The sequence below is a fragment of the Rubrivirga sp. genome, assembly GCF_965213695.1.
GTDB lineage: Bacteria > Bacteroidota > Rhodothermia > Rhodothermales > Rubricoccaceae > Rubrivirga.
Map to the genome: position 1 here is coordinate 3,343,569 of NZ_OZ243912.1, position 16,583 is coordinate 3,360,151.

A 16,583-nucleotide genomic window follows, 5' to 3' on the forward strand; every position below is an offset into this window, starting at 1 on the left:
CTCGGGAGGAAGGCGACGCGCGTGGTGCAGACGGCCTACGCCGCGACCACCGTGCCGACGGCGAACGCCGGCTCGCCGAGCGCGCCCAGCACCGCGAGCGCCCGCTCGACGGCGTCGGCCGGGACGACGACGACGAGCCCGACGCCCAGGTTGAACGTCCGCCGCATGTCGTCCTCGGGCACCTCGCCGACCTCCTGGATCAGCCGGAACAGCGGGGGCACCGTCCAGGCGTCCCAGTCCACGTCGAGCGCGAGCCCCTCGGGCACGACGCGCCGCGTGTTGCCTTCCAAGCCGCCGCCGGTGACGTGGGCGATCCCATGCGCCAGCCCCTCCGAAATGAGGGCCTGGATCGCGTCGAGGTAGCTCCGGTGGACCCGGAGCAGCGCCTCGGCGACGGTCTCGCCGCCCAGCGCCTCGGGCGCGTCGCCGGCCACGAACCGCTCGAACAGCACCTTCCGCGCCAGCGTGTACCCGTTCGTGTGGAGCCCCGTCGACGGCAGCCCGAGCAGGACGTCGCCGGCCTGGATCGCGCTCCCGTCGACGATCCCGTCCCGCTCGACCACGCCGACAATCGTCCCGGCCAGGTCGTACTCGCCGCGCGCGTAGAGGTCGGGCATCTCGGCCGTCTCGCCGCCGATGAGCGCGCAGCCGTTCTCTTTGCACGCCGCCGCGAACCCCTTCACGACGGCCTCGACCACGCTCGGCCGGATCTGGCCGGCGGCGAAGTAGTCGAGGAAGAACAGCGGCCGGGCTCCGCACACCGCGATGTCGTTGACGCAGTGGTTGACGAGGTCCTGCCCGACCGTGTCGTGGCGGTCGACGCGCTGGGCCACCTTCAGCTTGGTCCCCACGCCGTCCATCGACGACACCAGCACGGGGTCGCGGTACTGGTCCTTGTCGAGGGCGAAGAACCCGCCGAACGCGCCGATGTCGGTGAGCACGCCGGGCGTGAACGTCTTCCGCACGTGGCCCTTGATCCGGCGGACCGCCTCCTCGCCCGCGTCGATGTCGACGCCCGCGTCCTTGTACGTTGCCATCGGGAGTGCGCACGCGGCGCGTGGTGTGGCGGGAAGCTAGGGAGCGCCGGGGGGCGGAGGGATGGAGTGTGGGAGGAAGGAGTGTGGGAGGAGGCGCAGACAGCGGCCCCGCCCCCACACCCCTCACTCCCCTCTCTCTTTCCACGGCGGGTCCGTCTTACCCAAGAACGCGGCGACGCCGGCGCGGCAGTCGTCGGTCGAGCGGGCGAGCGCGTTGAGCCGGGCCGCGTAGCTCAGGCCCTCCGCCAACCCCATCGACGGGACGTCGGCCAGGAGCCGCTTGGTCAGGGCGACGGCGCTCGCGCTGGTCTCGGTCGCCAGCTCGCGGCACAGCGCGTCGACCTCGGTGTCGAGGTCGCCGGCTGGCACGGCGCGGGTGACGAGCCCGATCCGAGCCGCCTCGGCCGCGTCGATGAGGTGGCCGCGCAGCAGCAGGTCGCGGGCCGCCGCCTCGCCCAGCTTGCGGACGACGAACACGGCCACGATGGCCGGTACGAACCCGATCCGCGTCTCGGTGAAGCCCAGCTTGACGCCGTCGGCCACGAGCGAGACGTCGCAGACGGCGGCCAGCCCGCAGCCGCCGGCGATGGCGTGGCCCTGGACCTTGGCCACGACCGGCTTCGGCAACGTGGTGACGGTCTCGAACAGCCGCGCCAGCGTCTCGGAGTCGCGCAAGTTGGCCTCGGCACTGGCGGTGGCGAGGGCCTGGAGCGCGGCGAGGTCGGCGCCGGCCGAGAACGCCCGCCCGGCGCCCGTCAGCACGACCACGCGGACGGCGTCGTCGCGGCCGGCGGCGACGAGCGCGTCGGTCAGCCGCTCGACCAACTCGGCCGAGAGCGCGTTGCGGACCTCGGGCCGGTCGAGGGTCAGGGTGAGGACGGGGCCGGACTGGTGGGACTGGAGCACAGGAGGGGAGCGGTGAGGCGTGAGCGGTGAGGCGAAGATCCGTCACCCCGGCGCCCGGGTGGACGGAGCGGCCTGCCCATTCCCCGTCCCCCGTTCCCCATCCCCCGCGAGCGAAGCGAGCCCTGGCGCCTCCGCCAGAAATCGGTACAGTGGCCACAGCGCCTCCTGCTCGTCGATGGCCGCGCCGACCAGGTCTGGCCCCAGCGCTTCCGCCTGCTCGCGCGAGATTCGCCGCATGAGCCAGATTCCCTTGGCCCGCACCAGCCCGTCCGGGATCTCCGACAGCGGCTCGTCGAACTCGGGGTGGCCCTCGGGCTTGGTCACGTGGGGCGCGAACGCCAGCCGGTAGCCTCGCTCGATGAGCGCGTTGACGAGCGCCAGCGACCGGTCGGTCTCCTCCACCAGCCGCCGGCGGGCCGGCCCGAACAGGCCCTTCGCGTAGTCGCCGACGTACAGGCCCCAGCGGAAGGCGTCGGCGTGGACGGCGTGGCTGAGCTGGAGGTCCGTGAGCCGCTTGCGGGGCGGGCGGTAGAAGCTCATCCACAGGTGGCTGTGCGAGCCGCCCCGGCCGAAGTCGTTTTTTAGGATGCGGCTGAACACGTTCCGCTCGGTCTCGAAGCCCAGCCCGTTGGGCAGCACCCAGTTGACGGCGAGGTCGTCGCGGTAGCGCTTGAACGGGGCGATGACGGCGCGGTCGAGCACGTCCTTCTCCTCGCGGTAGCGGCCGATGTGGGGCTCGGCGCGGAGCCGCGCGAGCGCCTCGAAGCACGCGGCGGGGAACCCCTCGAAGGTGAGGTCGAGCGGCGACGGCCGGACGAACGGGGGCGAGGCATCGGGGACGGGCGGGAGGTCGGGCGTCACGTCAGTCGGCGGGGGGCGCCGGTCGGTACCCGGCGCGGGCGGCGCTGTTCTGTCTGTCAGCTTGTCCGTTTCTCGTCGGCAATAACGGCAGTGGCACGGATTCTGTACTCCCTCCCCCCGTCCGCCCGGACGTCCATTTTGTCCCACTCCACCCCCTCTCCCATGACGACCCTCCCGATCCGTCCCGGTCGCGACTTCGCCGTCCTGCGCCGGGAGATGGACCGCCTCTTCGACGACGTGTTCACCGGCGACCGCGACACGCCCCGGACCCTCTGGAGCCCGCGCGCCGACGTCGTCGAGACCGACGACGCCTACCGGCTCTCGCTCGACTTGCCCGGCATCGACCGCGACACGCTCGACGTGACGCTCGACGACGGGACCCTCAAGATCAGCGGCGAGCGCCGGCACCAGTCCGAGCACTCCGACGGCCGCGTCCACCGCGTCGAGCGGGCCCACGGCCGCTTTTTCCGCTCGTTCGCGCTCGGCAACGACGTCGACCCCGAGTTGATCGGGGCCAGCTACGACGACGGCGTGCTCGACGTCCGCATCGGCAAGAGCGCGGCGAAGCAGCCGCGCCGGATCGAGGTCGGCTCGCGCGGCCAGGCCTCGGAGTCGAACGGCGTGACGTCGGACGAGAACACGCAGGAGGCGGTCGAGATCGACGGCTAAGCCCGTCGCCCCGTCCTGCCCTCGCGGCGCCCCGGTCCCTTCGGATCGGGGCGCTGTCGTTTTGGCGAGGGTCTAGAAAAAGATCGAGACGCCGGCCTCGGCGCCGACCGTGGTCCGGTCGCCGGTCGTGGTCAGGAACCCGTTGGCCGTGAGGGCGCCGCCGGGGAGGAAGAAGACCTTGGCCCCGCCCCGACCGCCGAACGCCAGGTCCGAGTCGTCGGTGATGCTCGTGCCCGGGTTGGCTTCGAGGAAGGGGACCGTGGTGGCCCCGCGCCGGCCGAAGTGGTAGGCGCCGAAGAGGAACAGGACGCCGTCCCCGTCCTGGTCTTCGCGCTTGAGGTAGTCGAGCCGGACGCCGGCTTCGAGCGCGTCGGAGAAGAAGTAGCCGACGGCCGGGGCGAACCGCAGGACGGTGGCCCCTTCGGTCGACCGGAAGGAGGCCGAGCCGCCGAGCTCGACGAGGCCCTGATAGACTTGGGCGCGAGGCACGGCGGCGGTGGTGAGCAAGGCGAGGGCGAGGAGGGAGAGGCGCATGGCGTGGGAGAGGGGAGAGCGGCCGTCAACCCCGGCGCCAGCGAGGCGATTCGAGGAGGCGCTGAGGGTTGGCTGAGGGTCGGGCGACGCCGCTTGGTCCGAACGGACGGGACGGTCGCGCGTTGGAGGAGGGCCCTTCGGCTCCGTCCTCCCTTCTCGCGGTGATGGGCAGAATGCCCGTTTGCCGTACCCTGGACCTCTCCCCCCTTCTCCGCACCCCCATGCGCACGTTCACTCTCGCCCTCGTCCTCGCCCTGATCGGCCTCGCCGCACCCGCAACGGCCCAGGTCAGCTTCTCGCCCGTCGTCGGCTTCGACCTCGAAGCTGAGGGCCCGCTAGTCGGTCTCGCGTTCGAGATCGGGGCCCCTCTAGAAAACCTCCCGCTCACGCCCTCTATCCGTCCGATCGTCGAGTACGTGTTCGCCGACAGTGGCGACTTCGGTTCCCAGGTCGATGTTTCGATCATCCGTGCCCGAGGCGACCTCCTCGCTAGGTTCAACCTCGGTCCCGATTCGAACCTCTCGCCGTACGGGTTCGCCGGAGCTGGCATCGAGTACATCGACGTCAGCGTTGACGGTGGGCTCGGCGGAGGGGCCAGCGCCTCTGAAACGGAGTTTATCATCGCCATTGGCGGCGGCCTCGAGTTCACGCGGTTCTTCGTTGAGGGCGACCTCGGCTTGAGCGGCGGTGTTGAAGGGCTCCGCGTCCGGGCCGGCTATCGGTTCTAAGCCGACTGCTCGAATCCCGACTCCGCCCGTCTCGGCCTCGCGCCGGGGTGGGCGGAGTCATGTTCGGCCACACCGCCAGTCGCCTCGCGGACACGGCACGCCGTGTCCCTACGGGCGGTCGTGGGGCGGATGGCGCGGTGGCCGGACGGCGACCGCGGTGGCCGTGGGGCGGACGGCGACCGGGGGGTCTCGTCGCCGGCCACGGCGGCGGGCGGGGGCACCGTGCGTGGTGTCGGTGCGTGGCCGGTCGGGCTATTCGGTCCGCTCCCCGCGGAGGAACGCGACGGCGTCGGCGACCATCCCGGGGCTCCCGAGGTACACCGGCGTCCGGTCGTGGAGCGCCTGGGGCTCGACGTCGAGGATCGGCCCGTGGCCCGTCTCGGCCCGGCCCCCGGCCTGCTCGACGATGAACGCCATCGGGTTCGCCTCGTACATCAGACGGAGCTTCCCCTGCGGGCTCCGCGGGTTCGACGGGTAGATGTAGATCCCGCCCTTCAGCATGTTCCGGTGGACGTCCGACACGAACGACCCGATGTACCGCGTCGTGTACGGCCGGTCGTCGTCGGCCGGGTCGTCGCGCTGCATCCACTTGATGTAGCGCTTGAGCCCGTCCTCCCACGAGTTGTAGTTCCCCTCGTTGACCGAGTAGATCCGGCCGCGCTCGGGCGTCCGGATGTCGGGGTGCGAGAGCAAGAACTCGCCGATGGACGGGTCGAGCGTGAACCCGTTGACCCCGTTCCCCGTCGTGTAGACCAGGATCGTCGAGGACCCGTAGACGACGTAGCCGGCGGCGACCTGGCGGCGCCCGCACTGGAGCGCGCTCTCGACCGTCACGTGGCCCACGTGGTCGTCGGGGATCCGGTAGATCGAGAAGATGGTCCCGATGGACACGTTGACGTCGATGTTCGACGAGCCGTCGAGCGGGTCGAACAGGACGACGTACTTCCCCTGGCAGTCGTCGAACAGGAGCGGGATGGCCTCGGCGTGTTCTTCGGACCCGATGAGGCAGACCTCGCCGCCGCGCCTCAGCGCCCGGACGAACTCCTCGTGGGCCAGGAGGTCGAGCTTCTTCTGGTCCTCGTCCTGGACGTTGACCGCGCCCGTGTCGCCGAAGAGGTCGACGAGCCCGGCCTTCCGGACGTCGCGGTCGACGATCTTGGCCGCGACGGCGATGTCGCGCAAGAGCCGGGAGAACTGGCCCTTCGAGCCCGGCGCGTCGGCCTCGCGCTCGATGATGAACTGCTCGAGGGTCTTGAAGGCGCCGCCGCCCGTCGCCAGCGTCGCGCCCGCGGCGCCGTTCGTTGAGATCTCCATAGGGATTGGAAGCGCTTCCGAGTGGGGACTGGAACCTACGTCTCCAGCGGGTGCCGCTCGGTGAGGGTTCGGAGCATGCGGTCGGTCCGCGGCCCGGTATCGGCGCCGGCGCGCCACTCCTGAACCAGCCGCGCGAGCGACGCCCGGTCGTCGACGTCGTAGTGGGCGGGCAGGACGACCGGCGTGAGGTCCACCTCCATCGCCCGGTCGAGCGTGTCCTGGAACACGTGGGGATGGCTGTAGGCCATGTCGAAGAGGTCTGGGACGATGTCGTTGAGGCCGAGGAGGTAGTAGCCGCCGTCGTCGCTGGGCCCGAGGACGGCCGTGAGCGGGTCGTCGAGCGTGTCGAAGGCCAGGCCGAAAAAGTCGAGCGGCAACGTCGGGTGGTCGGTCCCGACGACGACGGCGCGGTCGTGGCCGGCGGCGAACGTCTCGACGAACGCGCGGAGCATCCGCTCGCCCAGGCCGTCGCCGCGCTGGGGGTGGACCGTGACGCCGGGCGGGGCGAGGCCTCCGCCGCCGTCGCCCGCGAGATAGAGGCGGACGGCCGGGCCACCCGGCGCGGCGCCGAGCCCAGCGTAGCGGTCGAGCGCGTCGCGCAAGAAGGCGTCGTAGAGGTCGGCCGCTTCTGCTGGCGCGAGCGGCGGCGTCAGCCGCGTCTTGACGCGGCCGGGCTCGGGGACCTTGGCGAAGACGATGAGGGCCGGCCGGCTCACGCGGCGAGCGCCCCGGCCTCCCCGCCGTCGGCCAGGTCCGTGAACGTCACGGTGAGCCCGTCGACCGCCGCGAGCGGGACGGCCGTGACGCGGAACGTCGTCTCGAACCCGTCGTGCGCGTAGGGAACCGCGGCGGCGTACGGCTCGCCGGTCTCGACGACGCCCACGTAGGCGTCGAACAGGCCCGCGTCGCGGTTGCCCGGGAACACGTCGAGCAGCCGCCCGCCCACCAACGCCTCGACCGGTTTCCCGACGATCTCGGCGGCCCGCCGGTTCACGACGACCCACTCGAGGTCCGTGACCGCGCCGGCCTCGTCGCGGACCGACCGGAACGCCATCGTGCCGTCGGGCGACGCGGCCAAGACGGCCTCCAGCAGGTCCTGCGTCTCGAGCGCCCGCTCGGCGACGCCGCGGAACTCGGTGACGTCCTGGAACGAGACGACGACGGCGTCGGGCGTCCCGTCGTGGTCCTGGTCGATCGGCGTCGCGTTGACGCGGTACCACCGGGTCGGCTGGCCGGGCGGGACGACGCCCTGGATGACGCCGCGGACGGCCTTCCCAGTCCGCAGCGCCTCGCGCTCGGGGAGGTCGTCGGTCGAGACCGGCCGGCCGTGCTCGTCGACGACGGGCCAGCGGTCGGCCATGTGGTCCGTCTCGCCCTCGCGGCCGGGGTCCGGGGCTTCGAGGCCGAGGAACGTCCGGGCCGACGGGTTCGACATGGTCACGCGGAAGTCGGCGTCGACCACGATCACGCCCGAGTTGACGGTCTCGACGATCGTCCGGTAGCGCTCGCGCGTCGTCGTCTCGGCCTCGGCCACGCGGTCGGCCTCGATCCGCCGGCCGACGGCCTGGGCCATGACCTCGACGAGGTCCCGCTCGGACGCCGAGAACCCGCCCTCGCGCGGCTCCGGCGACACGAAGTTGAGCGTCCCCACGGTCTCGCCGTCGACCAGCACGGGCGTGCCGATAAAGGCGCGGAGGCCGCGCGAGACGCACGCCGGGTGCTCGGGCGCCTCCTCGGCCGCGTCGGCGTAAACGACGGTCCGGCCCTGCTCGACGACGGCGTCGCAGAACGCCTCGCCAAGCGGGACCGTGAGGCCGGGCTCGAGCGCGGGGTCGGGCGAGACGACGGCCTCGATCCGGTAGAGCCGCCGGCCGGTCTCGGGGTCGAGCGGCGTCGCGGAGAGGATGCCGATGGGGAGGTCGAACATCTCGCAGCCGGCGCGGAGGTACGCCTCGAACCGGGCCTCGGGCGACGCATGCTCGGCCGTCGTGATGCCGTGCAGGATCTTGAGGTCCTCGGAGAACGCCTCGAGCTGGGCCGTCCGCTCGGCGACGGCCTCCTCGAGCTGGCGGTTCGAGCGCGACAGGGCCCGGCGGAACTGGCGCCGGTCGGAGTCGTCGCGGCAGAGGGCGACGACGCACAGCCGCCCGTCGACCTCGACGAGCCGGGCGCTCGTCGCCATCGGGAGCATCGTCCCGTCGCGCGTGACGTGCGTCGACTCGAACGTGGCCCGGCGCGTCCGCCGGAGCTCGGCCAGCGCCGACGCGAGGTCGACCCGGTCGGGCGCGACGACGTCGGCGACGGTCTTGGTGCGGAGCTCGTCGGCCGTCCAGCCGTAGGTCGCGACGGCGGCCTGGTTGAAGGTGACGAACGGCTCGGGGCCGTCGGGCCCGAGGGGGTACACGAGCAGGACGTCGTCGAGCGCGTCGAACAGGGTCTGGAACCGGGCCTCGCTGGCGGTGAGGGCGGCGGCGGCAGCCGTCTGCGCCTCGATGTCGGTGTGGATCCCGACCCACTCGACGACGGCCCCGTCGCCGCTGCGGACGGGGGCGCCGCGGGCGGCCATCCGCCGGTAGGTCCCGTCGGGCTGGCGGAGCCGGTGCTCGACCTCGTACGGGGTCTCGGTCGCGACGGCCCGGGACCACGCGGCCCGGGTTTCGTCCCGGTCGTCGGGGTGGACGGCGTCGAGCCAGCCCCAGCCGGCGGCCTGCTCGGGCGTCTGGCCCGTGACGTGGTGCCACTGCTGGGCGTCGAGGTCGAGCTGGCCCGAGGGCGGGGTCGTCCAGACGATGGAGGCGGTGGCCTCGACGAGCGAGCGGTAGCGGGCCTCCTCGCGGCCGAGCTCGGCCTGGGCGTGGCGCAGCGCCTGGACCTCGGCCCGGTCGGTGACGTCCTCGAACACGATGGCGAGCACGTCGGCCGCGAGCGGGACGGCCTGGATGGCGTAGGTCGCCGTCGCGAGCCGGTCGTCGCCGTAGGTGATGGGCCCCAAGTCGCGGGGCCCGCCCGTCTGGAGGACGTCGAGGTAGACGTCGAGCAGGCCGGTCGCCCCGATGTCGGGGACGACGTCGACCACCATCCGGCCGACCTCGGCGTCGGCGTCGAGCCCGGTGATCGTCGCGCTGGCGTCGTTGCTGTAGACCAGCCGGAACGACGCCGGGTCGGCGGGCCGCTCGAGCCGGTAGATGGAGATGCCGAGCGGCACCCGGTCGAGCAGGTCCGGGCCGAAGCGCTCGACGGCCGACGTGGTAAACAAGCCCATAGAGGAATCAGGAGGAGCCGTTGAATGGACGGGCGGGAGGGGGCGTTCCTCCCGTCACAGAGGGGCGTCCCTGCCGCAAAGAGAACCCTGTGCCACGGTCTCCGAGCGCGCCGTCTCCACGCGGTCTTGTCCGTCAGCCGCCCTCCCAGCCCGCCAGTAATGCCCCCAGTGGCCCGAGCCGGGCGCCGTCGGCGCGGGCTTGTCCAAGGGCGTGGTCGAGCGCGTCCACCCCGCCCCCCCACCCCGCCGTGTCGGCGCCGACCTGGTTGTGCCACAGGACGACGGCGACGCCGCCGGACCGGCGGGCCGCCTCGAACACGGACCGGAGCGCGTCGCCGACGCCGTCGGCGCCGAGCCCGAGGTGCTCCGCGAGCGTCGTGTCCATCGCCGCCAGCGGCACCTCCCACAGGTCCGTCGGCCGGTCGGCGTCGAGGTCGAAGAGCCGGAACGGGTGGGCGGTCCCTCGGCGGAACCCGGGGCGCTCGGCGAACCCCAGCGTGCTGTCCACGCGGACGCCTAAGGCCGCCAGCGCGCGCGGCGTCTCGTCGGCCCAGCGGAGGAAGTGCGTCCGGGCGAGCGCCGGTGGGTGGCCGAGGGCGGCCCGGAACCGCTCGGCCTCGGTCGCCAGCCGGTCGGGCCGGCCCAGCGTCCCGTAGCCCGGGTGCCAGCCGACCTCGTGGCCCTCGGCCTCCCACCGGCGGAGCCGACCGACGAGCGACGGGTCGAGTCCGCCCGGGACGTCGTGGGGGGTCCACGCGCCGGGCTTGACGAACCACGTGGCCGCGGCGCCGTGCCGCTCGGCGAGCGCGTGCAGGGCCCCGATGGACGCCCGGCGGCGGTCGGGCCCGAGGGCTCGGCGGAGCGCGTCGGCCGGGCGCCCGCGCCGGATCTCACCCGCGAGCGCCCGGAGCCGCCGGGTGCGGACCGCGTCGAGGTCGTGCGTCAGGGCGACGGCCCACGCCGCGCCGCCCCACGTCCGCGGAGCCGTGCCGATCCCGTGCGCGTGGAGGGCCTCCGCCAGCCACCGCCGCGTCGCGTCGACGGCCGGGCGAAGCGGCCCGCCGGGCCCGTCGCCGAGGGCCGCCTGGAGCGACTCGGCGTAGGGAAACCGCCCGTGCCGGTCGCGCGCCGAGGCCGCCCGCTCCTGGAGCCCGGCCAGCCACCACGCCGCCGCTGCGATCCGGTCGCCCCGAGCCTCGCTCTCCCCTACGGGTCCGACGGGGACCGGCCACCGCTCGCCCTCGAGCTCGGCCCACCCGAGATCCGCGACGGCCGGACGGCGGGGCGCGCAGAGGTCGGCGAGCGCGCGGTCGGTGACGGGGAGCGCGAGGCCGCCGCCCGCCGGCTCGACGGCCACCACGATCTGGGCGTCGCCGCGGCGCGTCCAGACGGGGGCCAGGCCGAGCCCGCACAGCAGCTCCGCCAGCCCGTAGCGGAGCAGCTCCCCGCCAGCAGGCACGTCGACGCAGCAGGGAACCGAGAGTGGCAACGGATGGACAGGTGGACGAATGGAATCTCCGGCCACAGGCGCCCGGTTGCCAGTGTGGACGGAGGGAGACCAGGGCGAGTGCCTACGGCGCCCCGGACCCCCCGCTTTCCGGCAGGTCGCTCCGCTCCCGGCTCGGCAAGCTGTCCCCCTTCAAGGGGGACAGTCTGGGTGCCCTTGAGCGAAGCGATGGGCGCCCGGACGGGGGGTCCGCGAGCGACGCCGAGGCCGACTTTTAGCACGGGAGGTCGCGCTCGGCAGGGAACCGACACGTCGTGTTCGTACGGGTGCTCGCGAGTGGGCTCTGCCATTTCCCCGCTCCCCTCCCCCATTGCCCGCGAGCGGAGCGAGCTTCCCCCATGCCCAGCCGCTTCACCCTGTTCAACGACCCCGTCCACGGGTTCGTCTCGGTGCCGAAGGGGCTCGTGCTGGGGCTCGTCGAGTCGCCCGAGGTCCAGCGTCTACGGCGGATCCGCCAGCTCGGGCTCGGCTTCCTGGTATTCCCCGGCGCCGTCCACACCCGGTTCGAGCACGGGGTCGGGGCGATGGCGCTGATGGGCGAGGCGCTCGACACGCTGCGCGAGAAGGGGACCGTGATGGCCACCGACGAGGTCGACGGGGCGCTGGCGGCGGCGCTGCTCCACGACGTCGGCCACGGGCCGTTCTCGCACACCCTGGAGCACCAGCTCCTGCGGCCGGGGCCCTCGGGGCGGCCGTTCCACCACGAGCGGATGAGCCGGGCGCTGATGGCCCGGCTCGACCGGCGGCTGGGCGGCCGGCTCGACTGCGCGCTCGCCATCTTTGACGGGACCTACGCCCGGCCGTTCTTCCACAGCCTGGTCGCGAGCCAGCTCGACATGGACCGGCTGGACTACCTCCGCCGGGACTCGTTCTACACCGGCGTCGCCGAGGGCGTCGTCGGCGTGGACCGGGTGATCAAGACGATGCGGGTCCACGACGGCCACGTCGTGATCGAGGCGAAGGGGGCCTACGCCGTCGAGAACGTGCTGCTGAGCCGCCGGCTGATGTACTGGCAGGTCTACCTCCACAAGACCGTGCTCGCGGCCGACCACGTGCTCCGGGCCACGGTCGCCCGGGCGCAGGAGCGGTGGAAACTCGACCCGGCTCTCGACCACACGGCGCCCAGTCTCGCCTTCTTCCTGGCGGGGCGGGCCACGGCCGACGACCTCGACCCGGACGCGCCGGGCCACGACGCGCTCCTGGACGCCTTCGTCGCCCTCGACGACCCCGACGTCCTGTACAGCTTGAAGCGCTGGACCGAGTCCGACGACCGCGTCCTGGCCGACCTGGCGCGCCGGTTCCTCGACCGCGACCTGTTCCGGACGACGCCGCTCGACGCGCCCGCGACCGAGATCCAGGTCGAGGACTGGCGCGCCCGCGTCGCCGCGTGGCTCGTGGCCGAGGGGCTCGCCTCGCGCGACGACGCGGCTAGGGACGCCGGCCTCTACGTGGCGACGGGCGTCGCCCGGCTGGCGGCCTACGACACGGCCGGCGAGGCCATCCGCGTGCTGGAGCGCGACGGGGCCGTCCGCGAGCTGAGCGAGTCTGGTGGCCTCTCGACGGCCGGCGCCCTCGAGGCCCACCGCGAGCGGGCCTACGTCTGCCTCCCCAAGGCCGTCGCGCCATGACCGCGCTCACGCTCCTGGCCGACGACGCGCGCCACGCCCAGCCCGGCCACCCCGAGCGCCCCGCCCGCCTGGCCGCCATCCGCCACGCGATCGCCGCCGACCCCGTCCTGGCGGCCCTGCCGCGCCTGAGCGGTGGGCCGGTATCGCGCCGCGCGCTAGAGCGGATCCACGACCCGGCCTACCTCAACCTGGTCGAGACGTTCTGCGACCGCGGCGGCGGTGACCTCGACGTCGACACCTACGCCACGCCCGACTCGCTCCGCGTGGCGACGGAGGCGTGCGGGAACGTCTTGGCCCTCGTCGACGCCGTGTGCCGGGGGGAGGCGTCGAACGGGTTCGCGCTGGGACGGCCGCCCGGCCACCACGCCCGGCCGGCCCAGGCGATGGGCTTCTGCATCGTGTCGAACGTGGCCGTCGCCGCCCGCCACGCCCAGGCCGAGCACCGAGCCGACCGCGTGCTCGTCGTTGACCTCGACGTCCACCACGGCAACGGGACGCAGGAGGCGTTCCACGACGACCCGTCGGTCCTGTTCGTGTCCACGCACCAGGCCGACATCTACCCCGGCACCGGAGCGTTCGACGACGTCGGCGTCGGCGCGGGCGCGGGGTTCACGGTCAACCTCCCGGTCCCGGCCGAGACGGGCGACGAGCTGGCCGGCCTGGTCCGCGCCGTCCTCCCCCCGCTCGCCGACCGGTTCCGGCCGGACTTGGTCCTGCTCTCGTTCGGCGCCGACGCCCACCGGCTCGACCCACTCGCCGGGCTCGAAATGAGCGTCATCGGGCTGGCGCAAGCGGCCGGCGTCGTGCAAGAGGTCGCGGACGTGCACGCCGACGGGCGGTTGGTGGTCACGCTCGAAGGCGGCTACCACCTCGACGCGCTCGCGGCCAGCGTCATCGCTGTCCTCCGCCGGTTGGTGGACCCGGCGGCGCCCATCGACGACCCGTTCGGCCCGACGGCCCGGCCGGCTCAGGACCTCGGCCCGCTGGCCGAGGCCGCCCGCCAGCGGCACGGGCTATAGCCGTTCAGAGTTCGGAGTTCAGAGGTCGAGTGCCGGGAGGTTTCAGGCATCGCGCGTCTCAGGGCGAGGTCGACCGAGAGCGAGAGCCGTGCTCTCAACCCGACCGCCGGGCTCTGCCGGAGCGAACTCTGAACCCCGAACTCCAGACCCTACCGGGGCACGCCGAACACCTGGGTCCAGTACCCCTCCGCCTCGGCGGCGCCGATCTCCAGGAACCGCGGGTCGAGGAGCTGGCGGCAGTGGGCCGGGCTCTCGACCCAGTCCTCGACGACCTCGGCGACGGTCTGCTGGTACCGCGCGATGTTCTCGCCGACGACGCGCCAGTCGTAGCCGGCCCGCCGGACGCGGTCGCCGGTGCCGAGCCCGTCGCTGCCCCGGTGGTCGAACCGGTCGGTCGCCGCCATGTCGCGGCTGTGGCGCTGCGCGGCCACCTCGAGCCGGCTGTCCCAGATCAGCGCCGGCGCCGGCCCCATCCGCTCGTCCCCGCAGGTGGCCCCTTGCGAGCGGACCGCGTTGACCGCGAGCAGCATCTCGTCCCACGCCTCGGCGTCCGCCTCGGGCGCGACGTCCACGCCGACCGTGTCGCAGGCGCCGAGGGCGACGAGGGGCACGGCGAGGAACAGGAGGCGGAGGCGCATCATGGGCGGAAGGCTACTCCATCCCCAGCACGTCGTCTCAGGATGGAGATTCTCGATGGGGAACGGAATGGCGTTGCTACGCCCTCACCGTCCATATCGTTTCTCGCAGCCTCTGGCCGCCGGTCCCGGCGGGCGCCCGCTACTCCACCACGAGCGGCACGCGGAACGCGGTCTCGGTCGGAGGCAGGCAGATCCGGTCGTCGCAGACGGCGTAGCGGACTGACCCCGTCACCTCGTGGGTCCCCCGCGCCGCACCTCGGCCGACGGCCAGCCGCTGGACGACGCGGCCGGTCTCGGCGAAGTACGGGTACGCCCGCTCGAACGCCGGGTCGAACCCCTCGCGCGGCGCCGACTGCCCCAGCCGGTCGGCCCGGACGTGGGCCGGTAGCGGGTCGAGCGTGACCGCCAGCGGGATCCCGACCGGCGAGCCGATGGCGTAGAGCCGCCAGCCCGGCGCGATCGTCGCGTCGAACACGACGCGGGCGTGGCCGCCGGCCTCCGCCCGGTCGGCCCGGACCCGCCACGACACGACGTCGCTCGTCTGCTGAGCAGAGGCGGGGACGGCGAGGACGGCGAGCAGGAACGCGAGTCGGAGCATGGGACGGCAAACGGCGACAGACGCGGGATGGTGCCCGAACGCGGCGCGGGGCGCCCCTCCGCAGAAGAGCGCCCCGCCGGTCGGATGGGCCGGGCCGGCTAGACCGAGGCCTCTTCGGGGACGACCTGGATCTTGACCTCGGACGTGAACTCCGGGTGGAGCCGGACGGTCGCCGAGTAGACGCCGGTCGTCCGGATGTCCTCCGAGATCGTGATCTTGCGGCGGTCGATCTCGTAGCCCATCGTGGCGAGCTCGTCGGCCACCTGCTGGGTCGTGATCGTCCCGAAGATCCGGTCCTCCTCGCCCACGCGGACGGGGATGAGGACCTCGGTCCCGTCGAGCCGGGCGGCGAGCTTCTCGGCGTTGCCGCGGGCGGCCTCGATCTTGTGGGCCGCCTGGCGGCGCTCCTCGGCGTAGCGCTTGAGCGTCGACTTGGTGGCAACGACGGCCATCTGGCGCGGGATGAGGAAGTTCTGCCCGTAGCCGGGCTTCACGTCTACGACGTCGCCCTTGATGCCGAGCGTGTCGTGGTCCTCCGTGAGAATGACTTTCATGGGGTTCGGAGTTGCAGCCCGAAGCGGGAGGCCGCGAGCGGAGCCCGGGCGGCTCATCGCTCACGGCTCACGCCTCGGCGCTTACTTGACGTTGTCGGCGGCGAACGGGAGGAGGGCGACCTGGCGGGCCCGCTTGATGGCCGTCGTGAGCTGGCGCTGGAACTTGGCCGAGACGCCGGTCATCCGGCGCGGGAGCATCTTGCCCTGCTCGTTGACGAACCGCTTGAGCGTCTCGACGTCTTTGTAGTCGATGTACTCGACGCCGGCCGTCTTGAACGGGCACTTCATCGTCGTGCTCGCGGCACCCGGCGCGGCGATCCGCTGCAAGTCCTCCGGGTTGGAGGCCGCGATGAGCCGGCGGGCCACCTCGGGCGAGACGGCGCGGGGGGCCGGCTCGGAGCCCATCTGCTCGGCCGCCTGCTCGACGGCCGTCGGGGCGTCGGCCGTGGTGGGCACCGACGCGCTCTCGAGCGCGGCGCCGACCTGGGTCTCCTCGATCTTGGTCACCTCGGGGCCGTCGGCCGCGGAGGGGCCGCCGGCGCCGGCGGCGTCAGCGTTGCTGTTCTGGACTTCTGCCATGGGTCTGGAGAGGCTGGGCCTCGGGCTAGGCGCGCTGGACGGGCGGGGCGATCTTGGGGAGCTCCTTGCCGGACCGGGTGGCCTGGTAGTGCCGCTCCATCTTGGCGTCGTACCGGAGCACCAGGTGCCGCATGATGTCGTCGTTGATGATCAGCGCGCGCTCGATCTTCTGGAGCCCGCCGTTGACGGCCACCGGGAGCCGGAAGTTGACGACGACGTAGTAGCCGTTCCGCTTCTTCTCGATGGGGTACGCCAGCCGCTGGCTCCCCTGCTCCTCGACGGTCTCGACGCGGGCGCCGTTGTCGGAGAGGTAGGCCGTCACGCGCTGGACGATGTCCTTGGTCTGGTCCTCGTTGAGGACCGGGTTGATGATGTACATCAACTCGTAGAGGGGATCTTGCGATCCGGAGGCCGCGGCCTCGGTGGCGTCTTCTGCCATGGGTCCCTGTGGAAAACGATGAGGGTCGTATGCCCGCGGCGCGCCGGGATGTCTCCCCGGGTCCCCCGCGAGCAGGGCGAACGTCGAACCTAGCCCGCCGCCGAGGGCCGGAGGGCGAAGCAGGGGCGAAGACGCGCGGGGAGCGCGGGGAGCGCGGGGAGCGCGGGGAGCGCGGGGAGCGCGGGGAGCGCGGGGAGCGCGGGGAGCGCGGGGAGCGCGGGGAGCGCGGGGAGCGCGGGGAGCGCGGGGAGCGCGGGGAGCGCGGGGAGCGCGGGACGTGCCGGCTCGGGTCCGCCAAGTCAAGCCACTC

The 16,583-nt window shown here is 73.1% G+C and carries 17 protein-coding genes; 4 read left to right on the forward strand and 13 right to left on the reverse strand.

Translation table 11 applies throughout. The features are described from left to right. Positions 1-35: 35 nt before the first annotated feature. The 3 genes from purM to ACOOHE_RS14865 form a co-directional block, all read right to left on the reverse strand. Positions 36-1,037 (reverse strand): phosphoribosylformylglycinamidine cyclo-ligase, encoded by a 1,002-nt coding sequence (gene purM / locus ACOOHE_RS14855; RefSeq protein WP_420454866.1) that lies wholly within the window; start codon positions 1,035-1,037, stop codon positions 36-38. Between the two features lie 123 nt (positions 1,038-1,160). Further along, complete coding sequence (locus ACOOHE_RS14860; RefSeq protein WP_420454867.1) at positions 1,161-1,943, reverse strand: enoyl-CoA hydratase/isomerase family protein; 783 nt, start codon at positions 1,941-1,943, stop codon at positions 1,161-1,163. Positions 1,944-1,985: 42 nt separating this feature from the next. After that, positions 1,986-2,804, reverse strand: coding sequence for a hypothetical protein (locus ACOOHE_RS14865; RefSeq protein ID WP_420454868.1), 819 nt, complete (start codon positions 2,802-2,804; stop codon positions 1,986-1,988). Between the two features lie 162 nt (positions 2,805-2,966). On the opposite strand from ACOOHE_RS14865, the gene ACOOHE_RS14870 reads away from it, so the two are divergent. Then, positions 2,967-3,473 carry an Hsp20/alpha crystallin family protein gene (locus ACOOHE_RS14870; RefSeq protein ID WP_420454869.1) on the forward strand — a complete coding sequence of 169 codons (507 nt, stop codon included), beginning with the start codon at positions 2,967-2,969 and terminating at the stop codon, positions 3,471-3,473. Positions 3,474-3,545: 72 nt separating this feature from the next. On the opposite strand, the gene ACOOHE_RS14875 is transcribed toward ACOOHE_RS14870, so the two are convergent. Beyond that, complete coding sequence (locus tag ACOOHE_RS14875) at positions 3,546-4,007, reverse strand: hypothetical protein (RefSeq protein WP_420454870.1); 462 nt, start codon at positions 4,005-4,007, stop codon at positions 3,546-3,548. 221 nt (positions 4,008-4,228) lie between these two features. Here ACOOHE_RS14875 and ACOOHE_RS14880 point away from each other — a divergent pair, with 221 nt between their 5' ends. Continuing rightward, positions 4,229-4,735: an outer membrane protein gene (locus ACOOHE_RS14880; protein ID WP_420454871.1), complete on the forward strand. Its 507-nt coding sequence runs from the start codon at positions 4,229-4,231 to the stop codon at positions 4,733-4,735. Between the two features lie 252 nt (positions 4,736-4,987). Here the strand turns inward: ACOOHE_RS14880 and fbp are convergent, their stop codons facing one another. The 4 genes from fbp to ACOOHE_RS14900 form a co-directional block, all read right to left on the reverse strand. Beyond that, positions 4,988-6,049, reverse strand: coding sequence for a class 1 fructose-bisphosphatase (gene fbp / locus ACOOHE_RS14885; RefSeq protein ID WP_420454872.1), 1,062 nt, complete (start codon positions 6,047-6,049; stop codon positions 4,988-4,990). Between the two features lie 35 nt (positions 6,050-6,084). Next, positions 6,085-6,765: a TIGR04282 family arsenosugar biosynthesis glycosyltransferase gene (locus ACOOHE_RS14890; RefSeq protein ID WP_420454873.1), complete on the reverse strand. Its 681-nt coding sequence runs from the start codon at positions 6,763-6,765 to the stop codon at positions 6,085-6,087. Then, on the reverse strand, positions 6,762-9,311 hold the full coding sequence (locus tag ACOOHE_RS14895) for a PAS domain S-box protein (RefSeq protein WP_420454874.1): 2,550 nt from the start codon (positions 9,309-9,311) through the stop codon (positions 6,762-6,764). Before ACOOHE_RS14895 ends, ACOOHE_RS14890 begins: the two co-directional genes overlap by 4 nt. A gap of 133 nt (positions 9,312-9,444) precedes the next feature. Then, positions 9,445-10,770: a hypothetical protein gene (locus ACOOHE_RS14900; protein ID WP_420454875.1), complete on the reverse strand. Its 1,326-nt coding sequence runs from the start codon at positions 10,768-10,770 to the stop codon at positions 9,445-9,447. A gap of 386 nt (positions 10,771-11,156) precedes the next feature. On the opposite strand from ACOOHE_RS14900, the gene ACOOHE_RS14905 reads away from it, so the two are divergent. Together ACOOHE_RS14905 and ACOOHE_RS14910 are read left to right on the forward strand one after the other, a co-directional pair. Further along, positions 11,157-12,446, forward strand: coding sequence for an HD domain-containing protein (locus ACOOHE_RS14905; RefSeq protein WP_420454876.1), 1,290 nt, complete (start codon positions 11,157-11,159; stop codon positions 12,444-12,446). Then, positions 12,443-13,465 (forward strand): histone deacetylase, encoded by a 1,023-nt coding sequence (locus tag ACOOHE_RS14910; protein WP_420454877.1) that lies wholly within the window; start codon positions 12,443-12,445, stop codon positions 13,463-13,465. Before ACOOHE_RS14905 ends, ACOOHE_RS14910 begins: the two co-directional genes overlap by 4 nt. Positions 13,466-13,614: 149 nt before the next feature. Here the strand turns inward: ACOOHE_RS14910 and ACOOHE_RS14915 are convergent, their stop codons facing one another. The 5 genes from ACOOHE_RS14915 to rpsF all read right to left on the reverse strand — a co-directional run bounded on the left by ACOOHE_RS14915 (position 13,615) and on the right by rpsF (position 16,273). After that, the gene (locus tag ACOOHE_RS14915) at positions 13,615-14,103 is read right to left on the reverse strand and encodes a CAP domain-containing protein (protein ID WP_420454878.1); all 489 of its coding nucleotides are present in this window, start codon (positions 14,101-14,103) and stop codon (positions 13,615-13,617) included. 139 nt (positions 14,104-14,242) lie between these two features. After that, the gene (locus ACOOHE_RS14920; protein ID WP_420454879.1) at positions 14,243-14,701 is read right to left on the reverse strand and encodes a protein-disulfide reductase DsbD domain-containing protein; all 459 of its coding nucleotides are present in this window, start codon (positions 14,699-14,701) and stop codon (positions 14,243-14,245) included. A gap of 98 nt (positions 14,702-14,799) precedes the next feature. Then, positions 14,800-15,255 carry a 50S ribosomal protein L9 gene (rplI, locus tag ACOOHE_RS14925; protein ID WP_420454880.1) on the reverse strand — a complete coding sequence of 152 codons (456 nt, stop codon included), beginning with the start codon at positions 15,253-15,255 and terminating at the stop codon, positions 14,800-14,802. Positions 15,256-15,336: 81 nt separating this feature from the next. Continuing rightward, complete coding sequence (gene rpsR / locus ACOOHE_RS14930) at positions 15,337-15,606, reverse strand: 30S ribosomal protein S18 (protein ID WP_420457631.1); 270 nt, start codon at positions 15,604-15,606, stop codon at positions 15,337-15,339. 253 nt (positions 15,607-15,859) lie between these two features. Then, the gene (gene rpsF, locus ACOOHE_RS14935) at positions 15,860-16,273 is read right to left on the reverse strand and encodes a 30S ribosomal protein S6 (RefSeq protein WP_420454881.1); all 414 of its coding nucleotides are present in this window, start codon (positions 16,271-16,273) and stop codon (positions 15,860-15,862) included. Between the last annotated feature and the right edge of the window lie 310 nt (positions 16,274-16,583).

Coding starts and splice junctions, on each gene's coding strand:
- purM (WP_420454866.1), bottom strand. CDS start 1,037: ATGGCAACGTACAAGGACGCGGGCGTCGACATCGACGCGGGCGAGGAG.
- ACOOHE_RS14870 (WP_420454869.1), top strand. CDS start 2,967: ATGACGACCCTCCCGATCCGTCCCGGTCGCGACTTCGCCGTCCTGCGC.
- ACOOHE_RS14875 (WP_420454870.1), bottom strand. CDS start 4,007: ATGCGCCTCTCCCTCCTCGCCCTCGCCTTGCTCACCACCGCCGCCGTG.
- ACOOHE_RS14880 (WP_420454871.1), top strand. CDS start 4,229: ATGCGCACGTTCACTCTCGCCCTCGTCCTCGCCCTGATCGGCCTCGCC.
- fbp (WP_420454872.1), bottom strand. CDS start 6,049: ATGGAGATCTCAACGAACGGCGCCGCGGGCGCGACGCTGGCGACGGGC.
- ACOOHE_RS14895 (WP_420454874.1), bottom strand. CDS start 9,311: ATGGGCTTGTTTACCACGTCGGCCGTCGAGCGCTTCGGCCCGGACCTG.
- ACOOHE_RS14905 (WP_420454876.1), top strand. CDS start 11,157: ATGCCCAGCCGCTTCACCCTGTTCAACGACCCCGTCCACGGGTTCGTC.
- ACOOHE_RS14910 (WP_420454877.1), top strand. CDS start 12,443: ATGACCGCGCTCACGCTCCTGGCCGACGACGCGCGCCACGCCCAGCCC.
- ACOOHE_RS14915 (WP_420454878.1), bottom strand. CDS start 14,103: ATGCGCCTCCGCCTCCTGTTCCTCGCCGTGCCCCTCGTCGCCCTCGGC.
- ACOOHE_RS14920 (WP_420454879.1), bottom strand. CDS start 14,701: ATGCTCCGACTCGCGTTCCTGCTCGCCGTCCTCGCCGTCCCCGCCTCT.
- rplI (WP_420454880.1), bottom strand. CDS start 15,255: ATGAAAGTCATTCTCACGGAGGACCACGACACGCTCGGCATCAAGGGC.
- rpsF (WP_420454881.1), bottom strand. CDS start 16,273: ATGGCAGAAGACGCCACCGAGGCCGCGGCCTCCGGATCGCAAGATCCC.